Raw genomic sequence first — 19,475 nt, 5'->3', positions numbered from 1 at the left:
AGGTTTGTCGATTAAACTGAATAAGAAGTGAAATTTAACCTTATTTGGTAATTATTCTCATTTATATGTATACTAGAAAAAAAGGTTTAGGATCGGATGCGGTGCGTTTATCAGCTTTAAAAGTGAAGCAAGCGGCGACCATCACCAAAGTGAATCGGATAGAAGTAGAGTCCGAGCAGCAAGATTTGGTCGCAATTCGTTTGGAAAGTCTGGGCTTTGTACCGGGCACACGAGTGGAAGTGATTACCAAGGGTGTTTTTGGTGGTGATCCGATCTTGATCCAAATTGGCTTTACTCGCTTCGCTTTACGTAAAGCAGAAGCGGAAAAAATTGAAATTCAAGTAGAAGAAGGAGTACCCGCATGAGTGATGCGTTACGTATTGCCCTTGTGGGAAACCCGAACTGTGGTAAAACCTCTCTCTTTAACCATTTAACTGGAACTCGACAAAAAGTTGCGAACTATGCGGGCGTAACAGTCGAGCGTAAGGTTGGTCATTTTCAGTTGCCTTCAGGTCGAGCAGTACGTGTACTCGATTTGCCAGGGACCTATAGTCTTAATGCGACCAGTCCTGATGAAGCCATTACCCGTGACGTTTGCTTGGGTAAAATTGCCGAAGAAGGTCAGCAAGATGCCTTTTTATGTGTGGTTGATGCCACTAACTTAAAATTGCATTTAGGCCTCGTGCTCGAAATGATCGAGCTAGGTCGTCCGATTTTACTAGTACTGAATATGATGGATGAAGCGCGTCGTCGTGGCATCCAAATTAATACTCAAAAGCTGTCCCAGCGTTTGGGCGTACCCGTTGTCGAAACAGTTGCTGTCCGTAATGCAGGTATTGAAAATTTATTACATGCCCTTGATCAAGAAAAATACAGTGTCCCACAGACTGAACTTAGTGGTTTAACTGGGACGCATCATCAAAAAATCGATATGATTTTTAAAGATGTGGTTCATTATGTTGATCAGGAAGATAAGCGTACTGATTTTCTAGATCGCATTTTCTTACATCCAGTTTTAGGCCTACTTAGCCTTGCCCTCATGATGTTTATTGTGTTCCAAGCAGTTTTTGCTTGGGCAGCTCCATTCATGGATGGCATTGAAGGCTTCTTTGGTTGGCTAGGTGAAGTCATAGGAAGTGTGATTACCCAGCCCCTACTGCATAGTTTGGTAGTTGACGGCATTATCGCGGGTGCTGGTGGTGTAGTGGTGTTCTTGCCACAAATTTTGATTTTATTCTTCTTCATTTTAGTATTAGAAGAATCAGGTTATTTACCGCGCGCAGCATTTTTGCTTGATAAATTAATGTTTCAAGCTGGTTTAAGCGGCCGTGCTTTCATTCCTTTACTTTCAAGCTTTGCCTGCGCAGTACCGGGAATTATGGCAACGCGGAGTATTAGTGACCCTCGTGATCGTTTTACGACCATTATGGTTGCGCCATTAATGACCTGTTCAGCACGTTTACCTGTATATGCCTTGCTGATTGCTGCATTTATTCCAGAGAAAATGGTCTGGGGTATTTTCAACCTCCAAGGTCTGGTACTTTTCGGCCTGTATATGGCTGGTATTGTAAGTGCACTTTGTGTTTCATTTTTAATGAAATTCTTCCAAAAAGATAAGTCTCAACATGCTTTATTGCTAGAGCTGCCAAGTTATCGTTTCCCTGATTTAAAAAGTGTGGGAATCGGTTTGTTGGATCGTGCAAAGATCTTCTTGAAGCGTGTCGGTGGAATTATTTTTGCGCTCTCTATTTTGCTATGGTTTTTGTGTACTTTCCCACAACCACCAGAAGGAGCGACATTACCTGCTATAGATTATAGTTTTGCGGGTATGCTTGGGCATCTTATCCAGCCTTTATTTGCTCCAATTGGTTTTAACTGGCAAATCTGTATTGCGTTAATTCCAGCTATGGCAGCTCGTGAAGTTGTGGTGGCTGCCTTAGGTACGGTGTATGCGTTATCTGCAACAAGTGATGATGCAGTGGCACAAGGTTTGTCACACCTGATTAGTGCAGATGGAACAGGTTGGTCTTTGGCAACAGGTTTATCGCTTTTAGTGTGGTTCATTTATGCTCCACATTGTTTGGCAACATTAGCAACGGTACGCCGTGAAACAGGTTCATGGAAACATGTTGCAGCTATGACTGCATATCTGTTTGGTTTAGCTTATTTGGCATCGTTTGTTACCTATCAAATTGCTTCCCATTATTGGGGTTAAGGCAAGAAAGGAGGTTGTATATGGTTCAATATCTGATCATTGCGGTATTAGTGATTTGGAGTGCTGTCGTTGTTTTTAAGAAAGTATTTCCAAAAACAGCAAATTCAGTATTTTCTTCACTCTCTATATTTTGCGAAAAGCAGGGTTGGACAACTTTGGCAAAATGGCTTAAACCAAAAATGACCTTTAGTTGTGCTGGTGGCTGTGGCTGTTCAAGTGAAGATAAACCTACCAATCCAGTTCAAGAAATTAAGCCGATTAAATGGCAGTAAATTTACTATTTCTTGTTTCGTTTAAAAAGCCATCATATTGATGGCTTTTTTACGCACTGACACAAAAAAAGATGAATAAAGTTCAAACTGAAAAAGCATTCAAAACAGCAAAGTGCTAACATTTTTGCCATTCTGTCGATTGATAAATTGTGGGGCAAAAATGTTAATACAACGTGGTGGGTTAAAAGTTGTCGCAGGCTTGGGAATCTCAGGCGTTTCGGCTGTAAATTTCCTGCATGAACAAGGCTACCAAGTTGCAGTAACAGACTCTCGCCCCACGCCACCAGGGCATGATCAGATTCCGGCAGGAGTAAAGACAAGTTTTGGTCAACTTGATCAAGAATTATTATTACAAGCAGAAGAAATTATTTTAAGCCCAGGCCTTGCACCACAATTACCAGAAATTCAGGCAGCTATTGCTCAGGGGATATCGGTAGTAGGGGATATTCAATTATTACGCCGTGCAACTGATATGCCTATTGTTGCGATCACTGGCTCTAATGCGAAAAGTACAGTAACGACCTTAATTGGCTTAATGGCTAAAGATGCAGGTAAGAAAGTTGCTGTGGGTGGCAATCTTGGACGCCCGGCTCTAGATTTATTAAAAGATCAACCTGAACTGCTTGTGCTTGAATTATCAAGTTTTCAGTTGGAAACCACATCTCATTTAAATGCTGAAGTTGCTGTGGTTCTAAATATGAGTGAAGACCACTTAGATCGCCACGGTAATATGTTGGGTTATCATCAAGCAAAACACCGTATTTTCCAAGGTGTTAAAAAAGTAGTATTTAACCGTGATGATGCTTTAAGCCGACCTCTTGTTCCAGATACAACACCAATGCAAAGCTTTGGTTTAAATGCACCAGATTTAAATCAATATGGTGTTTTAAGAGATGGTGATGGCACGCTTTGGCTTGCGCGTGGTTTGCAGCGTTTAATTAAAAGCTCGGATTTATATATTCAAGGCATGCACAACGTAGCCAATGCTTTAGCTTGTTTAGCTTTAGGTGAAGCAATTGGTCTGCCTATGGAATCGATGCTTGAAACTTTAAAGCAATTTAAAGGATTAGAGCACCGCTGTGAATATGTAAAGACTGTGCATGATGTACGCTATTACAATGACTCTAAAGGCACTAATGTGGGTGCTACGCTTGCAGCGATTGATGGTTTAGGCGCTGCAATTGAGGTTAAAAAAGGTAAGGTTGCCTTGATTTTAGGTGGACAAGGTAAAGGTCAAGATTTTGCTCCATTACGTTCTTCTATCGAAAAATATGCCAAAGTTGTGGTATTGATTGGTGAGGATGCACCTGTCATCGAACAGGCTATTCAAGGCGCAACTAAAATTTTACATGCAGCAACGCTTAAAGAAGCTGTAGAGCTGTGTCAACGTGAAACGCAAGCTGAAGATGTGGTGTTGTTATCACCAGCATGTGCAAGTTTTGATATGTTTAAAAGTTATAATGATCGTGGTCAGCAGTTTGTTGCCTGCGTCAATTCGTTGGTTTAAAGAAAACATGATTAGGAATGTAGTATGGCAGGCTTAGCTCAGACCACAATCCAGAAAATCAATCATTGGTATGAACGGATATTGCCTAAATGGCCAGCGGAAGTGACGCCACGTAATATCCTGATTTTCTGTGTCGTTGCATTATTGTGTATCGGTTCAGTGATGGTTGCATCTGCTTCGATGCCCTATGCTGAATATATGCATGAAAACCCGTTTCACTATGTGATTCGTCATGGTATTTCGATTGTCGCTGCGGGTGTGGTGGCTTATTTGACCTATCGGATATCACTTAATACGTGGTTTAAAAATACCTTTCCGCTGTGGCTATTAACCATGGTTCTGTTGCTTGCTGCTTTGGTGGTGGGTTCGGAAGTCAACGGTTCTACACGTTGGATTAAAATTGGTGGCTTTACCTTGCAGCCAACCGAAGTTGCTAAAGTCATGATGGCAATTTTTACCGCAGACTACGTTGTACGCCGTGCCAAAGAGGTTCGTACTCATTGGAAAGGCTTACTACGTTTAAGTGGGGTAATGGCAATCACAGTCGGTTTGATTATTGCTGAGCCTGACTTAGGGGCAACGGTCGTTATTGTAATGATGATGGTCGGGGTGTTCTTTTTGGCTGGTGCGCCGCCAACACAGTTCTTAATCATGCTTGGTGCAATTGTCACAGGTATTGTGTTTTTGATCTTATTTGAACCCTACCGTTTCCAACGTTTGATTTCATTTACCGACCCATGGGCAGACCCGTTGGGCGTGGGTTATCAGTTATCAAACGCATTAATGGCTTTTGGTCGTGGTGAGTGGTTTGGTACAGGCTTAGGGCACAGTGTACAAAAACTGTCTTATTTACCTGAAGCGCATACTGACTTTATGTTGGCTGTGCTAGGTGAAGAGTTTGGCTTCGTGGGTATTTCGATTGTTATTGGCTTGTCTTTCTTGATGCTCGCATGCTGTATCAAAATCGGTCACCGTGCTTTGAAACATCATTATCTACGTGCCGGCTATTTAGCTTATGGTATTAGCATTATTTTCTTGCTTCAGATTTTGGTAAATGCGGGCATGAATATGGGCTTGATGCCGACCAAAGGTTTGACTTTGCCATTCATTAGTTATGGTGGTACATCTTTAATGATGTGTGCTGCGATGATTAGCTTGATCTTAAAGATTGATGCTTCAACACAAGAAGTAAACCCAGAACGAGAAGAGTCAAACTTCTAATTGAGTATTTAGAACTTTAGAAAAGCCCGATTTGATATCGGGCTTTTTTATTATTTAGAGATATGTTCCGCTGAGCTCTTGTCCATGGGGAATTAAATCGACATTCCACTGCGCTACGGCTTGCCTTAGCATCACTCTAGGTTGATCCAGATCGACCTTAGGTTGTCCTAATGCTTGGATTGCTTTTTGGAGTAATTCTGGAGCTTTTGATAAATCGAGTGCTTGAGCAAGATTTTGTTTAGAGAGCTTTTGTCCTTGGTCATTCATGGCAAGGGGAAGGTGCATATAGCTCAGTTTAGGATAACCTAGAACCTGTCCCAGCCAGATCTGACGTTCAGTGTTATCTAGTAGATCTGCGCCTCGAACGACATGGGTGATACCCTGTAGATAATCATCTACGACGACAGCAAGTTGATAGTTAATAATCCCATCACGGCGCTTAAGGACGAAGTCTCCGAGATCGTATTGTAGATTGGAGCAATGACGTCCTTGAAGTCGGTCATCGAAACAGATCTGCTGATCTTGAACTTTTACCCGTATCGCTTGACCTTGAAAACCAAGGTTCAGATCGCGGCAAGTACCTGCATAGATTGCATTTGAACCCAACATTTTACGCGTACATTGACATGCATAAATAAGACCTTCTGTCTTAAGTTGGTCTAATACACTTTCATAAATATCTAAACGTTTTTTTTGAAAGATGATCTCGGCATCGGGTTCAAACTGGAAGGCTTCCAGTGAGGTGAGAATATGCTCTTCACTACCGGGATAAATACGAGGGATATCTGTGTCTTCGACACGAACCAACCATTTGCCTTGATGGGCTTTTGCATCGCAATAGCTGGCAACGGCAGTAATGAGTGATCCAAAATGCAAAGGGCCGGTTGGCGAGGGCGCAAACCGGCCTGAGTATGAAAAGCTAGGCTTCTCTTGAGTAGCTACAGCGGTCATATTAACCGTTATTTTGCTTCTCTTTAATTTCTGCCAAAGTTTTGCAATCAATACATAAAGTTGCAGTTGGACGTGCTTCTAAACGACGTAAGCCGATTTCAATACCACAAGTTTCACAGAAACCGTAGTCTTCATTCTTAATTGCTTCCATAGATTGTTCGATTTTACGAATTAACTTACGTTCACGGTCACGTGTACGTAATTCAATTGCAAATTCTTCTTCTTGGGTAGCACGGTCGTTTACATCTGGCAGTGCAGTTGATTCGTCTTGCATCGTATTTAAAGTACGATCAACTTCAGACATTAATTCAGCTTTCCATGCTTGCAGAATTTGTCGGAAATGCTCGAGCTGTCCTTCAGACATGTACTCTTCATTTTTCTTAGGTTGATAAGGTGCAATACCAAATAAACTTGCAGTTGTGCCTATGTCAGAAGTTTTAGGTTTCACTTTACGTGCACGTTTTGCAGAAGCTTTGTCACCTTCCACTACAACTTCTGTATGTTCATCCAAAACTTGGTTGTGGTTGTCATTCGCCATAATAGGGCATTCCTCATCATACACGTATTATCTATACGCAAAAAATATGGTGATATGCAAGTGTTTTTATAGAAAACCATCGATGGGATTTTCCCATCGGGTCGTCATCATATAGATTTTTCCTGCAAGATGATAGTCATTCCGACCCGTAAATATTTTCAAAACGTGTTTACCCCAGTCATAATTATATATAAGCATATAAGAAATAGGGCTAATAGCCTGAAATATCAGTGTTTATATGTCCTTGAAAATTTTCAAGACGGAAGACTTCTGTTTCAAAGCTACCGTCGTTTTTTAGACGAATGTAACGGTAGCCAGGAGCATTTTGATCTAAAGCAAAATCATTACTAAATGGTTTAAACTGAACACTTGTCGATGGAGTCGAGAAAAATTCGACCCCTTGCCAAATGTTTATGGAGTCCTGATGGACATGGCCACAGACTAATGCTTTTACATTTTTAAACGGCGTTAATGCTGTAAGCAAAGCATTAGAATTTTGTAGTTTGTGATGATCAATCCATTTCGATTTCATGGCAAAAGGATGGTGATGACAAGCTAGCAAAATCGGGTTGTCTGCAAACTCTTTGAGTAAAGCCGTTAAGTTCTCTAGCTGTTCTTCTGATAGATGCCCATCAATATGACCTTTTACCGCACTATTTAATAAAATAACGCGCCAGTTTCCTAAGCCAATCACCACCGGTTCCTGATGGTTCTCTTTATGCAATGGAAAATGGTCAACATTGTCATGATTACCTAAGGTCTGAAAAAAAGGTAGACCAAGCGTTTGCATATATTGAATATAGCGTTTGTAGGTAATAGGTGTTGGTGCCTGAGCCAGATCACCCGTATGGACGATAGCATCAATTTCAGGATGTTTATTTCGTATTTGCTGAATAATGGCATGAAAACTTTCTTCAGGATTCATACCCACAAATTCTAAATGTGGATACTCCAATAGGTGGGTATCGGTAATTTGTATAATGACATGGTCTTTTTGTGAAAGTGTTGAGACTTGAAAAGTCACCGTCCTACCTCGTCGGATTTTATTATCGTTGTGATGTGTTGAGATAACCATTGTAACGCCATAATGACAGGAGCATTTCTTAAACGTCCACTGTCGAGTAGGGGCTGGATGTCACTATAATTAAATAAATGGAGTTGAATATTTTCACCCTCATCATCTACGCCAAATATTCCACCTTCAGTGGGTAATTCAGTTTCGGCAGCATACAAATGAAAAAATTCGGAACACGCCCCGGCAGAGGGATAAAAACTAAATAGATGCTTTAAGTCCTGAATTTCACATCCAGACTCTTCGAGACTCTCTCGTCGAATACAAGTTTCGGGAGATTCGTCTCCATCTAATACGCCTGCAATTATTTCCAGCTGCCATGGAGATTGAGAGTCGTCTAAAGCCCCAACACGAAACTGTTCAATCAATGCAAACTGTTGCTTTTGATCGTTATAAAGTAGAACGCCAGCCGCTTCAGGCCGATGAACGAGTTCACGTTGCAATACATGAGTATATTTAGTTTGATTAAATAGACGATGTCGAAGGCTGACTTTTTCAACTTGAATAAAACTCCGGAATAGAGATTCACGTGATGTTACTTCGACATCTTTAGATGTATAACTTGGACGTTCAACAATACTCATGATTCGGTCAGGACGAAATCTATTTATTTCATCCTAACCGAGAATCATGGCTAGGCAAGTGTTTTTTTTGAATATTTACACTTTATGATACAGTTTTTGTCCTTGTTCTTGATAAACCTCTTTCATCGCTTTGAGGCCTTCTTCAACCTCTGAATCACTATTGGTGAGATTGTTGGCATAGTCACGGACATTCTGAGTGATTTTCATCGAACAGAACTTTGGACCACACATTGAGCAGAAGTGAGCAGATTTATGCGCCTCTTTTGGTAAGGTTTCATCGTGCATGCTACGTGCTGTATCAGGGTCCAGACTTAGGTTGAACTGATCATCCCAACGGAATTCAAAACGTGCTTTTGATAAGGCATTATCGCGTACCTGTGCACCCGGATGTCCTTTAGCAAGATCGGCAGCATGTGCCGCAAGCTTGTAGGTAATAATGCCGTCTTTAACATCTTTTTTGTTTGGTAAACCCAAATGCTCTTTTGGTGTCACATAACAAAGCATCGCTGTACCGTACCAGCCAATCATGGCAGCGCCAATTGCAGAGGTAATGTGGTCATAACCCGGAGCGATATCTGTCGTTAATGGTCCAAGTGTATAGAATGGTGCTTCTTTACACACTTCTAGCTGAAGGTCCATGTTTTCTTTAATCATGTGCATTGGTACATGACCAGGGCCTTCAATCATGACTTGAACATCGTGTTCCCATGCACGGTGAGTCAGTTCACCTAATGTTTTAAGTTCGCTGAACTGTGCTTCGTCATTTGCATCTTGAATACAGCCCGGACGTAAGCCATCACCTAAGCTAAATGAAACGTCATAGGCTTTCATGATTTCACAGATTTCATCGAAATGAGTGTATAGGAAGTTTTCTTCATGATGTGCTAGACACCACTGCGCCATGATGGAACCGCCACGCGACACAATACCTGTTAAACGGTTTGCGGTAAGTGGTACATAGCGAAGTAGTACACCTGCGTGAATTGTGAAGTAGTCAACGCCTTGTTCGGCTTGTTCAATCAGTGTGTCTTTAAAGATTTCCCAAGTCAGGTCTTCTGCAACACCATCAACTTTTTCAAGTGCTTGATAAATTGGTACAGTGCCGATTGGAACAGGTGAGTTACGAATAATCCATTCACGTGTTTCATGAATGTTTTTACCTGTCGATAAGTCCATAATGGTGTCGGCACCCCAACGGGTTGCCCAAGTCATTTTGGCAACTTCTTCATCAATTGAAGAGCCAAGCGCTGAGTTACCAATGTTGGCATTAATTTTAACCAAAAAGTTACGACCAATAATCATTGGTTCAAGTTCTGGATGGTTAATGTTGGCAGGAATGATCGCACGACCTTCAGCAACTTCTTGACGAACAAATTCAGGTGTAATTTCTTTTAAATTTTTTGCACCAAAGTTCTGTCCAGCATGCTGACGCATATCAACGCCTTCACGTTGGCGCTGATTTTCACGAATTGCAATATATTCCATTTCAGGTGTGATAATACCTTGCTTGGCATAGTGCATTTGAGTGACATTTTTGCCCGCTTTAGCACGGCGCGGATTTTGAATATGAGCAAAACGAATGTCAGCGGTGCGAATGTCTTTTAAACGTTCCTGACCAAATTTTGAGGTCAAGCCAGACAGTACGTCGGTATCGTTACGTTCTTCAATCCAGTTTTGGCGAACTGAAGGTAAACCTTTGTCTAAATCAATTTGAATATTTGGGTCGGTATAAACACCTGAAGTGTCATAAACCATAATAGGAGGATTATGTTCACCACCAAGACCGGTAGGGGTGTCGGTTAAAGAAATTTCTCGCATTGGAACCTGAATATCAGGGCGAGAGCCTTCAATATAAACTTTTTTAGAAGCGGGTAAGATGCGAGTTAAATCTTTAGCATCTTGTTCATGTTGTGCTGAAATTTCAGCAGAAGAGAGATTCGTTAACTGGTTCATCACATGATCCTTATGAATAACATCAACGAATCAAGCACGACCAAAAACGATGGCGGATTTATCTTTATGAGATAAATTTAAGGCTTTAAGTTTTCAGATGGCTTGATTCCTACGCAGGTCTTAACCTGATCAGGTTCAACGGTACTTGTGATCAAACTGGTGTTGCGATAACACGGAATTTACACAATCTCAGCGAGCTATTACTCGCGCTCCGTCAAGCGATTTAAAGACTAACATGTTTTAGGTTGGCTGGCATTGTCAATTTGTATCTATACAAACCGCATCCATATGGCAGTCACGATAGACTTCAGTGTTCCATGGCGAATCAAATTTCAATAACTGCTCAAGTTGTTCATGCGTAATCTGATAATTTGATTTTTTATCGCCATTCTTATCAGTTAAATCTATTTTAAATTGTTTATTGCGTTCCTCTACAGGCGTGGCAATAAACTTAAGAAACAGTTGAGCAGGTTTGGCTAAACTCGATTCATTTTGTGTAGAGAGAAACCGAATTTGCTGAAGCGCATCTTTATCAAACCATGTGTTCGGCGCATATTCATCTGACACAGGGGTGTTATCTAAGCCAAAGAAAATAAAATAGCGATATTCGTTAAAGAGTAATTTGGCATCACCAATAAAGTGGCTTTTTGGATACTTTTGAATAAATTTTTCCCAAAACAATGCACGTTCATTGAGCTCTTTCCAAGAAATAGCCAACGCACCGTCATTATAGAAAATATTTTGATTGTCTTTCGCCATACGAGTTAAGAACTCTTTTTGATCAACGGGTAAGGCTTTAGAAAAAATATCAACTAAATAGTTTGGCTGACGTCGATAGGTAAACATGCCTTCACCTTGATAAAGCAGCTCAATATAGGCTTGGCCTTCATGTTGAAGTAAATATTGATCACGCGGGCTCAGTTGAGCGAAGAGCTTTTTCTGAGTTTGGATGACCTTTTTAAGGTCTTGTTGTTTATGTTCTAAAACAGCATAGCCAAAAGCTTCAAAAGCTCGGCCTGTTTTTTCAGTGTAGTCTTGTTTAAGAAAACGTTGATACATGGTTGTTGATGCATCAATTAGCTTAAGCTGTTCCTCATTTTTTAACGAAGGAACACAGGTTTTAAGCTTTTCATTAATTTGATTTAAGTCTTCTATTTTACTGTTCTGATTAATCGTGTGCATGGCTACCATAATTTGTAAGCAACTGCTGTCTTGTTTTTGAGAAGCCTTTTGTTCAGTTGGTTTTTGCTCTTTAGATATAGCTTGATCTTGCTCTGATGTTTTGCTACATCCAGCTAAAAGTAGTGCACTGCATATACTCATCAATAGAACTTTTTTCATCATTGTACTTTTCTAGAAATTAATATTGCTCAAATTATAACGCTTAAAAAGATTGCATCATTGTTAGAAATCTTTATTATTAGGTAGGTCGGTCTACTTAATTGAAAGCTATGAATGATAAAACAGCAAGACAGAAAATTCTCGATGCCGCGGCAACCTTGTTTTATAACGATGGCATTACTGCAACAGGAATCAACACAGTTACGGCTAAAGCAGATGTTGCGAAGATGTCGCTTTATAATAATTTTTCTTCAAAAGGTGATCTTGTTGATGCCTACATTGCTGCACGACATCAAGAGTGGCTTGACCTCTATCACACACGTTTAGAAAAAACAAAAACAGCAAAACAAGCCATTTTAGCTGTGTTTGATGCCTATCAAGACCATGCAGAATTTGCCTATGAAAAAGGCTTTCGAGGTTGTGGATTATTGAATGCTGCGGCTGAGTTTCCGGCAAATAGTGCAGGGCGAAGCTCGGTAAGACAGCATAAAGAAGAAGTTGAGGCTATTGTTGCTGAGCATTTAAAGAAATTAATACCCGACTCACAGCGTATTAGCTATATGGCTACACAGCTTTCTTTTCTTTTAGAAGGTTCGATGGCACGAGCAGGGTTGGAAGGTAACAGTCGTCAACTTCTCTTGGCAAAACAAATGGCAGAAGACATTTTAAATAGAGAATGCCCACATGATTAGCCTCATTAAAAATAGTAGCTATGGAGGCACAATCGCGATTTTAGTTGCCTCTGTTCTGTGGGGAACAACAGGTACTGCGGCCGCATTTGCTCCGACACTTGGCCCACTTGCCATTGGCGCTGTAGCAATGGGCGGAGGAGGCCTTTTACAAGCTTTGGTTGCTTCAAGAGCAATTCGGGAAAACCGGCAATTCATAAGAGAAAATCTTTCAATACTTCTTTTAGGCGTAGCGGCAGTTGGTATTTATCCTTTGGCCTTTTATTCCTCAATGCATTATGCGGGCATTACGATTGGCACCGTGGTTTCAATTGGTACTGCTCCATTGATCGCAGCAATTTTAGAGCGATTTTTTGATCGTAAAGCTTTATCGGCTATCTGGTTTCTAAGTTTTGTGTGCGGGGTGCTTGGTGTAAGTATGTTGTCGATGGGTGAAAGTCATGCGGTTCAAGAGAGTACAAATCAATGGAATAAATTCTTCGGTATTTTCCTTGGGTTGGTCGCTGCTACAACTTATTCGCTTTATTCATGGGCTGCGAAAAGATTAATAGATCGGGGCGTTGCTGCTAAAGCTGCAATGGGCATGATTATGGGTGGTGGAGCAGTTATTTTACTGCCTACTTTGTTGATTACAGGGGGAGGGTTACTGCAAAGCTCAACCAATCTACTTGTGGCTGGCTATATGATGCTGATTCCTATGTTTTTGGGTTATTTACTTTTCGGTTTTGGTCTAAAAACAGTAAATGCCAGCAAAGCGACCACCCTAACTTTATTCGAACCTTTAGTTGCTGCGATTTTTGCGATTGTTTTGGTTGGTGAGCATATTTCATGGGTCGGTTGGATAGGCATGTTTTTGATTTTTATTTGTATTTTAATCTTGTCAAAAACTAAGGACGCTTAAAAAACTAAAACTTTTAATGGCTTGAGTTTGATTAGAATTTTTCTTAGTCTTAAGAGCAAGTTTTATCGTTGATTTGAACAATGAAAATAAAATTAATGGTCGCTGTGGGCCTTTGGAGTTTTGCATCTTCGAGCTTTGCTCTAGATTTGGTTGAAGCTTATGAGCGCGCAAAACAAAATGATCCGACATGGCAAGCCAATCAACAACAATATGAAGCAGATCAACTTAATTTAGGCTTGGCAACGGGAGCGTTATTACCCACCGTCACATTGTCTGGGAACATTACTCGTAATCGACAAACTGTAAAACGTTCAAACTTTCCGGGTGTTGACCAAGAAGGGTTGTCAGATGCTTTGGTAAGTAACACGTCAACGACTCGACAAGCGACTCTCACTGCACGTCAGCCATTATTTCGAATGGATGCCTGGGAAGGATATAAGCAAGTTAAAACTTCGGTTGCCTTAAGTGAAATTACTTTAAGACTGCAAAAACAAGATCATGTTTTAAATGTGGCAGAAGCCTATTTTAATGTGTTGCGTCAGCAGGCGTTGAGTGTTGCATATTTACAAGAAGAAAAGGCTTTGCTTGAACAGCTCAATATGATGAATGCCAAACTCAAAGAAGGGTTGGTGGCACGTAGTGATGTGAGTGAAGCAAATGCCCAATATCAAAATGCCAGAGCCAATCGTATTTCAACCAATGTTCAATTACTTTTGGCCCAAGAGCAGCTTTCTGAATATATTGGTTCTTATCAAGATAAACTCGCTGTACTGCGAAGTGATTTTAATTTTCAAAAGCCTTATCCAGCAGAGCTTAATGACTGGCTTTCTTTGGCGCAGCAAAAAAACTTAAAAATTCAGCAAGCCCGCTTACAGCAAAAATATAGTGAGGACCAGCGCCGTGTAGAAAAGGCAGCGCTTTATCCCCAAATAGATGCTGTGGCAAGCTATGGCTATACCAAACAAACACCAGAGACGCTCATTTCGACTGACGGAAAATTTGATCAGGTTGGGGTAGAAATGAATTGGAATTTATTTAATGGCGGGCGGACCCGAACATCAATTAAAAAAGCCACTGTGGAAGCCAGTAAAGCGCAGGCACAACTTGATGCAGCGATTCGCCGTGCCAATGTCGATGTGAAAAGTGCATTTATGCAGGTCGATACCGATCAAGCCAAACTCGAAGCAAGAAAAGCTGCAATGGATTCATCTTCTTTAGTTTCTCAAGCCTCGAAAGCAAGTTATAACGAAGGCCTAAAAAGTATGGTTGATGTTTTATTAGCGCAGCGTAATGCTTTTTCTGCAAAACAGGATTATCTTAATGCTCAGTATGACTATTTATTGAATGTACTTCGTTTAAAAGCTGCGGTAGGCCAATTAGGTGAAAAAGATCTGGTTGAGCTCAATAGCTGGTTAACGTATCAGTAATAAAATGCTTTTATCTGAAATTTAATTTTGTCATAAAAACTTAATGATTGCTGTGTTTTAATGCTCAATCATTTTATTCCTGCGCCATCATGTTGGAGGCTTCCCTTGAGTCCGAGTAATCCGGTGTTAAGCCATCATATTTCTTCTCAATTTAATGAAGATTTGCAAGATGTAAACACAAAGTTTATGACCATGGGTGGCTTGGTCGAACAACAGGTTGCCAATGCAATTCATGCTTTACTTGATACAGATGCAAATTTAGCGATTGATGTTCAATTTAAAGATAATGCCGTTAACCAATATGAACGTGATATTGATGAAGGTCTGACGTTGATTTTGGCACGACGTCATCCAGCAGCAATTGACTTACGTATGGTTATTGCCATGAGCAAAGCCAATACTGACCTTGAGCGCATTGGTGATGAAGCTGCAAAAATTGCCCGTATTGCACAAAACCTCTGTGAAGAGGGTGGTTCACCTCGTGGCTACATGGAAACACGTCATATTGGTAACCAAGTTCGTGTCATGATTCATGATGCACTTGATGCTTTTGCGCGTTTAGATGCAGATCAAGCTTTACGTGTACTTTTAGCCGATGCTGACATCGACCGTGAATATCAATCAGCAACGCGCACATTAATGACTTATATGATTGAAGACCCGCGACATATTGCTCGTGTAATTAATGTGATGTGGGTTTTACGTTCATTAGAGCGTATTGGCGATCATGCTCGTAACATTGCTGAGCAAGTCATTTATATGGCGAAAGGCTTTGATGCTCGTCATACTAAAATTGAAGAAATTGAAGCCAAAGTCCACGAAAAATAATCTTGAGCTGAAATATTTAAAGGCCTTGTTTGAAGCAAGGCTTTTTTATTTTTAAAAATAATAGATAAAAAAATGTCCCGAACTTTGGGGGGAAGTTCAGGACAGAAAATCAAGTGCATAAACACGACAGGGATCGTGTTCTTCTTGCTATAGAGTGATATTAAGTTTTTCGCTTTTTGATGTCATGTAGAGTCCTGTGCTCTCTATGTAAGGCTTTTTATGTTTGTGTAAGTTTCACGTAAAAAAAGGCGGATCTATGTATATAGATCCGCCTTTTTAATGATGAAAAAGCTAAAAGGAACCGATTATTCTGGTTTCCAGCCCTCAGCTTTTTCTACGCTTTCATCATTATTGAAGAATTTTTCACGTTGCTCTTCTAGAAACTTTTTTGCTTCTGGTTCAAACACGTTTAAACGTTTTTCATTAATGAGCGTAGTTTGATGCTGTAACCATTCTTGCCATGCTTGCTTAGAAACATTTTCAAAAAAATCTTGGCCTTTAGCACCCGGGAAAGGAGCGAAGTCTAAACCTTCCATTTCCTTTTGATATTTACGGCAAAATACTTGGCGACTCATGTTTTATCCTTAAGCGTATAACTGTTCTAAACGTGTATGGGCACGCGCAATCGCAGCTTCAACCTGTTTTGGTGAAGTTCCACCAATATGATCACGTGCATTTACAGAAGCTTCTAGTGTTAAGGCTTTATCAAACACATCTGCTGTAATTAAGTCAGAGAATTGTTGTAATTGCTCAAGTGTGAGCTCAGATAAATCTTTTTCTGCAGCAACACCTAATGCGACTGCTTTACCTACAATTTCATGCGCATCACGGAAAGCAACGCCTTTTTTCACTAAATAGTCAGCAAGATCGGTTGCAGTCGAGAAACCACGAAGTGCAGCTTCACGCATGATTTCAATATTTGGAACCAATGCAGGAATCATGTCTGCGAAAGCCATAAGAGAACCACGAACCGTATCGATTGCATCAAATAATGGTTCTTTGTCTTCTTGGTTGTCTTTGTTATATGCCAATGGTTGACCTTTCATGAGCGTAAGTAAGCTAATTAAGTCACCAAATACACGGCCAGATTTGCCACGAATAAGTTCTGGAACATCCGGGTTTTTCTTCTGTGGCATGATTGATGAGCCAGTACAGAAACGATCAGGAATGTTCACAAATTTGAACTGTGCAGAAGTCCAAAGAATCAGTTCTTCTGACATACGTGATAAATGCATCATGATCAGTGCAGCAGCAGCATTAAATTCGATGGCAAAGTCACGGTCAGACACAGCATCAAGAGAGTTTTCAGATACAGCTTCAAAACCTAAAAGTTCTGCTGTATAAGCACGGTCAATCGGATAAGTTGTACCAGCAAGAGCAGCTGAACCAAGTGGCATGCGGTTAACGCGCTTACGACAATCTTGAAGACGTTCGGTATCACGCACTAACATTTCAAACCATGCTAACAAGTGATGACCAAAAGTCACAGGCTGAGCAGTTTGTAGGTGTGTAAAGCCCGGCATAATTGTATTTACATTTTTGGCAGCCAAGCCTAATAAGCCTTTTTGTAAACGTTCTAATAATTTTAAAATATCATCAATTTCGTCGCGCAGGTAAAGACGAATATCAGTTGCAACCTGATCGTTACGGCTACGGCCAGTGTGTAATTTTTTGCCTGTAATACCAATACGTTGAGTCAAACGTGATTCAATGTTCATGTGAACATCTTCAAGATCGATGCGCCACTCAAAGTTTCCAGCCTCAATTTCTGAGCGAATGGTGCTTAAACCTTCAATAATGTCATCGCGTTCTGCTTCTGTGAGTACGCCAACTTTCGCAAGCATGGTAGCATGCGCAATCGAACCAGCGATGTCTTGTTTATAAAAACGTTGGTCAAACTGAACAGAGGCGGTAAATTCGGCTACAAAAGCGTCCGTCGCTTCAGAAAAACGACCACCCCACATACCTGAGGTTTGGTCTGGGGTTACTGAATTAGGGGGATTTGAAGATGTGGTCATGGTGGCTCAGTAAAATAAAAAAGAGTATATCACTTGCCGAAGCTCAACAAACAAAGTTGTTTCCTACAGCATACCGAAATCAAAATTCTTCCTATTTTTTTACGAAAAATGGGCGTTGGCAACACTTATTCGAATTAATTATCGCAAGTAATGTTTTGGCACTGGTCTTAGCATTGGCTGAAGCGCAGTCTTGGCAAGCCTTGAGCGGGGGGAGACTTTTACAATACATCGTTTTTATTAATTGGGTAATTTTATCCTTTTTTGCTGTAGTTGAACGCTTTCAAGGTTTTTTTAGCAGCTTACGTCAAGAATTTGCCTTAGCTATTGGCTTTGTCATGCTGCAAGTTATTGTTGTCTTGACCACCTTAATAAGTAATTTTTTTCAGTTTGGTCTTTTCAATAAACATGCTTATCTACCACAGGGCTGGAACATTTATTTTACCAATGTACCTCTATATCTAAGCTATGGAATATTGTTGGGAGCTTTTTGCTTACGTTATTTATATGTCAGAGAGCAGTGGCTGCATCAACAATATGCAGAATTAAATGCTCGTATTCAGGCCATGCAAGCGAGAATTCACCCTCACTTTTTATTTAATAGCTTAAATAATGTGGTGAGTTTAATTGCGATAGATCCAGATAAAGCAGAAAGTATGCTCATTAGCCTATCGCGTTTATTTCGAGCGAGTTTCCAAGAATTAAAGTTGGTGAGTCTGCATGAAGAAATTGAGCTCAGTAAACAATATTTAATGATTGAGCAGGTGCGGTTGGGGGAGCGTTTAAAAGTAGATTGGAAAATTGAACTTTCACCTGTGCAATTAAAACAGATCACTATTCCTTTATTGACATTACAGCCTTTGTTAGAGAATAGTATTTTTCATGGGGTAGAACCAATGATGGGTAAAGCAACCATAGGGGTATTGGTTGAAATATTGCAAAATCAAGTCAGTATAGTCATTACCAACCCATATACAGACGATACAATAAATTCACGGAAAGGGCATGGAATCGCCCTTGAAAATGTAAAACAACGCCTGAAAGCATATTATGGGAACACCGTTAGATTTCAGGTTTATAAAGGTGAAGCCTTATATACCACTATTATGAGCTATCAATATCAAACAAAATAATAAGTCAGTCAGAGTTAACCATAAAAAAATGGATCAAGTTAACGGTGACAAGGAGGATGAATGAAGGTGCTAATTTGTGATGACGAACCACTTGCAGTGGAACGATTGTCACGTTTAGTTTCAAAGATGGGACATGAAGTTGTATCAACAGCTCATCATGGACAGGAGGCCTTGGAACAGGCACGGCTTCATCAACCGGATGTAATTTTACTTGATATTCAAATGCCAGGTATGAATGGTCTTGTCTGTGCAGAACAGTTAAGCCAGTTCAATCCTCGACCTGCGATTGTGTTTTGTACCGCCTACGATCAGCATGCATTAGAAGCTTTTAAATCTCAAGCTCAGGCATATCTTCTTAAGCCGATTGACCCAGCAGAGCTTGAACAAGCTTTAGGTCAATTGACACAGCTTACACAAGCCCAACTCAATGCTTTGCCACAACATGAATTTTTACATGATCTAAAAACACAGCGTCATCAAATTGCCGCAAAAACCTACCGTGGCGTTGAACTGATTCCTGTTGAAAATATCTATTATTTTTTAGCTGATCAGAAATACGTTACGGTGCGTCATAAAAATGGCAGTGTATTAATAGATGAAACATTAAAAGAACTTGAAACCGAATTTGCAGATCAATTTATTCGTATTCATCGAAATGCGTTGGTGGCAGTTGCATATTTAGATGGGCTGGAGCTGGTTAGTTCGGGGCAATATCAAGTTAGGCTGCGAGGTCTTGATGAAAGACTTTCAGTAAGCCGTCGACATTTGTCTACACTTAGAGAGCGAATTCATCAGCTCTAAATTTAAAAGAGTGATCTTGGACTTGCG

The 19,475-nt window shown here is 40.5% G+C and carries 19 protein-coding genes and 1 riboswitch; of the genes, 11 read left to right on the top strand and 8 right to left on the bottom strand.

Annotation, left to right across the window (positions count from 1 at the left end):
- The first annotated feature begins 101 nt into the window (after positions 1–101).
- From feoA to ftsW, 5 genes are all read left to right on the top strand, one after another.
- The gene (gene feoA, locus F931_RS16965) at positions 102–365 is read left to right on the top strand and encodes a FeoA family protein (RefSeq protein WP_001991212.1); all 264 of its coding nucleotides are present in this window, start codon (positions 102–104) and stop codon (positions 363–365) included.
- Positions 362–2,215 (top strand): ferrous iron transporter B, encoded by a 1,854-nt coding sequence (gene feoB, locus F931_RS16960; protein WP_016142444.1) that lies wholly within the window; start codon positions 362–364, stop codon positions 2,213–2,215. The genes feoA and feoB overlap by 4 nt, the downstream gene beginning before the upstream one ends.
- Before the next feature lie 20 nt (positions 2,216–2,235).
- Positions 2,236–2,487, top strand: a complete 252-nt coding sequence (locus F931_RS16955; RefSeq protein ID WP_016142443.1) for a DUF6587 family protein — start codon at positions 2,236–2,238, stop codon at positions 2,485–2,487.
- 160 nt (positions 2,488–2,647) lie between these two features.
- Positions 2,648–3,994, top strand: coding sequence for a UDP-N-acetylmuramoyl-L-alanine--D-glutamate ligase (gene murD / locus F931_RS16950; RefSeq protein WP_016142442.1), 1,347 nt, complete (start codon positions 2,648–2,650; stop codon positions 3,992–3,994).
- Positions 3,995–4,018: 24 nt separating this feature from the next.
- The gene (ftsW, locus tag F931_RS16945; RefSeq protein WP_016142441.1) at positions 4,019–5,215 is read left to right on the top strand and encodes a putative lipid II flippase FtsW; all 1,197 of its coding nucleotides are present in this window, start codon (positions 4,019–4,021) and stop codon (positions 5,213–5,215) included.
- A 54-nt stretch (positions 5,216–5,269) separates the two neighbouring features.
- Here ftsW and gluQRS read toward each other — a convergent pair whose 3' ends face one another.
- From gluQRS to F931_RS16915, 6 genes are all read right to left on the bottom strand, one after another.
- A complete protein-coding gene (gene gluQRS, locus F931_RS16940) occupies positions 5,270–6,166 on the bottom strand; it encodes a tRNA glutamyl-Q(34) synthetase GluQRS (protein ID WP_016142440.1) in 897 nt (298 codons plus the stop codon).
- 1 nt (position 6,167) lies between these two features.
- Positions 6,168–6,704, bottom strand: a complete 537-nt coding sequence (gene dksA / locus F931_RS16935; RefSeq protein ID WP_002121205.1) for an RNA polymerase-binding protein DksA — start codon at positions 6,702–6,704, stop codon at positions 6,168–6,170.
- A 211-nt stretch (positions 6,705–6,915) separates the two neighbouring features.
- Positions 6,916–7,728 carry a 3',5'-cyclic-AMP phosphodiesterase gene (gene cpdA / locus F931_RS16930; protein WP_016142439.1) on the bottom strand — a complete coding sequence of 271 codons (813 nt, stop codon included), beginning with the start codon at positions 7,726–7,728 and terminating at the stop codon, positions 6,916–6,918.
- Positions 7,725–8,360: an NUDIX domain-containing protein gene (aspP, locus tag F931_RS16925; RefSeq protein WP_016142438.1), complete on the bottom strand. Its 636-nt coding sequence runs from the start codon at positions 8,358–8,360 to the stop codon at positions 7,725–7,727. Before aspP ends, cpdA begins: the two co-directional genes overlap by 4 nt.
- A gap of 75 nt (positions 8,361–8,435) precedes the next feature.
- Complete coding sequence (gene thiC, locus F931_RS16920) at positions 8,436–10,313, bottom strand: phosphomethylpyrimidine synthase ThiC (RefSeq protein ID WP_016142437.1); 1,878 nt, start codon at positions 10,311–10,313, stop codon at positions 8,436–8,438.
- Positions 10,314–10,402: 89 nt separating this feature from the next.
- Positions 10,403–10,537, bottom strand: a riboswitch (TPP riboswitch).
- Between the two features lie 34 nt (positions 10,538–10,571).
- Positions 10,572–11,657, bottom strand: a complete 1,086-nt coding sequence (locus F931_RS16915) for a hypothetical protein (protein WP_016142436.1) — start codon at positions 11,655–11,657, stop codon at positions 10,572–10,574.
- 107 nt (positions 11,658–11,764) lie between these two features.
- Between F931_RS16915 and F931_RS16910 the strand changes: the two genes are divergently transcribed.
- From F931_RS16910 to phoU, 4 genes are all read left to right on the top strand, one after another.
- Positions 11,765–12,346: a TetR/AcrR family transcriptional regulator gene (locus F931_RS16910; RefSeq protein ID WP_016142435.1), complete on the top strand. Its 582-nt coding sequence runs from the start codon at positions 11,765–11,767 to the stop codon at positions 12,344–12,346.
- Complete coding sequence (gene ywfM / locus F931_RS16905) at positions 12,339–13,244, top strand: DMT family transporter (RefSeq protein ID WP_016142434.1); 906 nt, start codon at positions 12,339–12,341, stop codon at positions 13,242–13,244. Before F931_RS16910 ends, ywfM begins: the two co-directional genes overlap by 8 nt.
- A 95-nt stretch (positions 13,245–13,339) precedes the next feature.
- Positions 13,340–14,671 carry a multidrug efflux outer membrane protein AbuO gene (locus F931_RS16900; protein WP_002121145.1) on the top strand — a complete coding sequence of 444 codons (1,332 nt, stop codon included), beginning with the start codon at positions 13,340–13,342 and terminating at the stop codon, positions 14,669–14,671.
- A 105-nt stretch (positions 14,672–14,776) separates the two neighbouring features.
- Complete coding sequence (gene phoU / locus F931_RS16895; protein ID WP_003654470.1) at positions 14,777–15,499, top strand: phosphate signaling complex protein PhoU; 723 nt, start codon at positions 14,777–14,779, stop codon at positions 15,497–15,499.
- 305 nt (positions 15,500–15,804) lie between these two features.
- Here phoU and F931_RS16890 read toward each other — a convergent pair whose 3' ends face one another.
- Both F931_RS16890 and argH read right to left on the bottom strand, forming a co-directional pair.
- Complete coding sequence (locus F931_RS16890) at positions 15,805–16,074, bottom strand: oxidative damage protection protein (protein ID WP_000089995.1); 270 nt, start codon at positions 16,072–16,074, stop codon at positions 15,805–15,807.
- A gap of 9 nt (positions 16,075–16,083) precedes the next feature.
- Positions 16,084–17,517 (bottom strand): argininosuccinate lyase, encoded by a 1,434-nt coding sequence (gene argH / locus F931_RS16885; RefSeq protein WP_025470396.1) that lies wholly within the window; start codon positions 17,515–17,517, stop codon positions 16,084–16,086.
- Between argH and F931_RS16880 the strand changes: the two genes are divergently transcribed.
- Entirely contained in the window at positions 17,508–18,647 is a 1,140-nt protein-coding gene (locus F931_RS16880) for a sensor histidine kinase (protein ID WP_016142431.1), read from the top strand. The genes argH and F931_RS16880 overlap by 10 nt on opposite strands.
- A gap of 60 nt (positions 18,648–18,707) precedes the next feature.
- A complete protein-coding gene (gene algR / locus F931_RS16875; protein ID WP_016142430.1) occupies positions 18,708–19,448 on the top strand; it encodes a LytR/AlgR family response regulator transcription factor in 741 nt (246 codons plus the stop codon).
- The last annotated feature ends 27 nt before the right edge of the window (positions 19,449–19,475 follow it).

This window comes from Acinetobacter pittii ANC 4050, assembly GCF_000399685.1.
Classification (GTDB): domain Bacteria; phylum Pseudomonadota; class Gammaproteobacteria; order Pseudomonadales; family Moraxellaceae; genus Acinetobacter; species Acinetobacter pittii_E.
This window is presented reverse-complemented; position numbering and strand designations above follow the sequence as displayed.

Bases quoted from the DNA above. Each gene is read 5' to 3' on its own strand.
- feoB (WP_016142444.1), top strand. From the start codon at position 362: ATGAGTGATGCGTTACGTATTGCCCTTGTGGGAAACCCGAACTGTGGT.
- F931_RS16955 (WP_016142443.1), top strand. From the start codon at position 2,236: ATGGTTCAATATCTGATCATTGCGGTATTAGTGATTTGGAGTGCTGTC.
- murD (WP_016142442.1), top strand. From the start codon at position 2,648: ATGTTAATACAACGTGGTGGGTTAAAAGTTGTCGCAGGCTTGGGAATC.
- ftsW (WP_016142441.1), top strand. From the start codon at position 4,019: ATGGCAGGCTTAGCTCAGACCACAATCCAGAAAATCAATCATTGGTAT.
- gluQRS (WP_016142440.1), bottom strand. From the start codon at position 6,166: ATGACCGCTGTAGCTACTCAAGAGAAGCCTAGCTTTTCATACTCAGGC.
- dksA (WP_002121205.1), bottom strand. From the start codon at position 6,704: ATGGCGAATGACAACCACAACCAAGTTTTGGATGAACATACAGAAGTT.
- aspP (WP_016142438.1), bottom strand. From the start codon at position 8,360: ATGAGTATTGTTGAACGTCCAAGTTATACATCTAAAGATGTCGAAGTA.
- thiC (WP_016142437.1), bottom strand. From the start codon at position 10,313: ATGAACCAGTTAACGAATCTCTCTTCTGCTGAAATTTCAGCACAACAT.
- F931_RS16915 (WP_016142436.1), bottom strand. From the start codon at position 11,657: ATGATGAAAAAAGTTCTATTGATGAGTATATGCAGTGCACTACTTTTA.
- F931_RS16910 (WP_016142435.1), top strand. From the start codon at position 11,765: ATGAATGATAAAACAGCAAGACAGAAAATTCTCGATGCCGCGGCAACC.
- ywfM (WP_016142434.1), top strand. From the start codon at position 12,339: ATGATTAGCCTCATTAAAAATAGTAGCTATGGAGGCACAATCGCGATT.
- F931_RS16900 (WP_002121145.1), top strand. From the start codon at position 13,340: ATGGTCGCTGTGGGCCTTTGGAGTTTTGCATCTTCGAGCTTTGCTCTA.
- F931_RS16890 (WP_000089995.1), bottom strand. From the start codon at position 16,074: ATGAGTCGCCAAGTATTTTGCCGTAAATATCAAAAGGAAATGGAAGGT.
- F931_RS16880 (WP_016142431.1), top strand. From the start codon at position 17,508: ATGTGGTCATGGTGGCTCAGTAAAATAAAAAAGAGTATATCACTTGCC.
- argH (WP_025470396.1), bottom strand. From the start codon at position 17,517: ATGACCACATCTTCAAATCCCCCTAATTCAGTAACCCCAGACCAAACC.
- algR (WP_016142430.1), top strand. From the start codon at position 18,708: ATGAAGGTGCTAATTTGTGATGACGAACCACTTGCAGTGGAACGATTG.